The 2,064-nt window shown below is 65.7% G+C and carries 4 protein-coding genes; all 4 read left to right on the forward strand.

The features are described 5' to 3' along the window. The first annotated feature begins 29 nt into the window (after positions 1-29). Positions 30-212: a hypothetical protein gene (locus HC022_RS25005; RefSeq protein ID WP_008886831.1), complete on the forward strand. Its 183-nt coding sequence runs from the start codon at positions 30-32 to the stop codon at positions 210-212. Positions 213-216: 4 nt separating this feature from the next. Further along, a complete protein-coding gene (gene cybH / locus HC022_RS25010) occupies positions 217-993 on the forward strand; it encodes a Ni/Fe-hydrogenase, b-type cytochrome subunit (protein ID WP_167454190.1) in 777 nt (258 codons plus the stop codon). Between the two features lie 279 nt (positions 994-1,272). After that, positions 1,273-1,881, forward strand: coding sequence for a HyaD/HybD family hydrogenase maturation endopeptidase (locus HC022_RS25015; protein WP_167454191.1), 609 nt, complete (start codon positions 1,273-1,275; stop codon positions 1,879-1,881). After that, the coding region (locus tag HC022_RS25020; RefSeq protein WP_167454192.1) for a HypC/HybG/HupF family hydrogenase formation chaperone at positions 1,881-2,064 on the forward strand (184 nt) is incomplete at its 3' end. The genes HC022_RS25015 and HC022_RS25020, both read left to right, overlap by 1 nt.

The raw sequence follows: 2,064 nt of genomic DNA on the forward strand, positions 1-2,064 counted from the left end.
GTCAAGGTCCGCTGAGGAGGAGAGGACACATGAAAAAGGCAATCGCACTCTGGCTCGCCTCTGCATCGGCGGCCTTCGCCCACGCCGGTCACGACGCCGCCCTGCCGCCCGACGGCGTGGCGCACTGGCTGCTCTCGCCCCTGCACGGGCTGGGTGTCGCCGCGCTGGCCGGAATCCTGTGGATGGTGATCCGCGCCCGCCGCAAGGAGTAAGACGATGGAGCAGAGAACCATCCACTCCCACAACCGGGAGGCCGAGCCGCTCTCGACCTCCCGCCTGACCGGAGACGCCACCGCGGCGGATATCGAATCCGTCCGTCGCCGCACTTCGGTCTTCGTCTACGAATGGCCGGTGCGGCTCTGGCACTGGGTGAACGCGGCGCTGATCATGACGCTGATCGTCACCGGCTGGTTCATCGCCTCGCCGCTGCCGACGATGAACTTCGCCGAGGCTACGCACCAGTTCGTCATGGGCTACAACCGCTTCATCCACTTCGCCTGCGGCCAGCTTCTGACCGTGGCCTTCGCCGGACGGGTCTACTGGGCGCTGGTGGGCAACCACCACTCCAGGCAGCTCTTCTATGTGCCGGTCTGGCGCAAGGCATGGTGGAAGGAAGTCGTGCACGAGCTGCGCTGGTACGCCTTCCTCGAGGACGTGCCGAAGAAATACGTGGGTCACAACCCGCTGGCGCAGGTGGCGATGTTCTTCTTCATGACCATCGGCATCACCTTCATGCTGCTGACCGGCTGGGCGCTCTATGCCGAGGGCGCGGGGCAGGGCTCGCTGCCGGACCTGGTGATGGGCTGGCTCATCGGACTGGTGGGCAACACCCAGATCCTGCACGGGCTGCACCACCTGGGCATGTGGTTCATCGTCATCTTCATGATGATCCACATCTACGCCGCGATCCGCGAGGACATCATGTCCCGCCAGTCGATGGTGTCGACGATGATCTCCGGCCACCGCACCTTCAAGGACGACCTGCCGGACTGATCCCTCGCGATTTCCGGTCATGTCGAAACGGGCGCTCCCGGGGCGCCCGTTTTCATGTGGAAAATCGGTTTTCGATTTAGCGGATGTATGGAAAGATGGCTTCCGTCTTTGGTGCCGCGTCAATGGTGCATATGCGCTGAATGTTAAGCGAATACAGGCGGTTGTCCTTTTCCGGCCAAAACCTGATGAATCGATGAACCATTGGCGCCCGAAGCGTAAGGTCGGTTTCCACGAAGGGCGGAAAGAGGGGTTCCGCCGGTACGCAGTAGGGGAGGCGGCATGACCCGCAACGCGCTTATCCTGGGCATCGGAAACGTGCTCTGGGCGGACGAAGGTTTCGGTGTCCGCTGTGTCGAGCATCTGGCCGACCGCTGGTCCTTCGGCCCGGACGTCACGGTTCTCGACGGTGGCACGCAGGGGCTCTACCTGCTGCCCTTCCTCGAAGAGGCCGACGTCATGGTGGTCTTCGACGCGGTCGACTACGGGCTCGCCCCCGGCACCATGAAGGTGGTCGAGGGCGACGAGGTACCGCGCTTCATGGGCGCCAAGAAGATGTCCCTGCACCAGACCGGCTTCCAGGACGTGATCGCGACCGCGCAGCTCATGGGCTACTGCCCCGACGAGCTGCTGCTGGTGGGCTGCCAGCCCGAGGAGCTCGAGGATTACGGCGGCGGGCTGCGCGACGTGGTGGCTGCCCGCATCCCCGAGGCTGTCGGTATCGGGCTCGGCTGGCTTGAGACACGCGGCTTCGCGGCCACCGAGGGCCGGACGGAGTCCGACACCCTCGCCGACGCCTCGATCCGCCACCGCGCCTACGAGACGGGCCGCCCCTCCGAGGACGAGGCCTGCCGCACCGGCGACGCCCGTTTCTTCCCGGCCGCCGAATAATGTGCGTCGGCATCCCCATGCGGATCCTCTCGGTCGACGGCATCGCCGCGCGCGCCACCGGAGACGAGGGCGAGGCGCTGATCGACCTGTCGCTGGTCGGCGACGTGGCGCCGGGGACATGGGTCCTGACCCATCTCGGCCACGCCCGCGAGGTCATCTCCGAGGCCGAGGCGCAGCTCATCG

Origin of the sequence: Salipiger sp. HF18, assembly GCF_011806505.1 — a bacterium.
Taxonomy (GTDB): Bacteria; Pseudomonadota; Alphaproteobacteria; order Rhodobacterales; family Rhodobacteraceae; genus Salipiger; species Salipiger thiooxidans.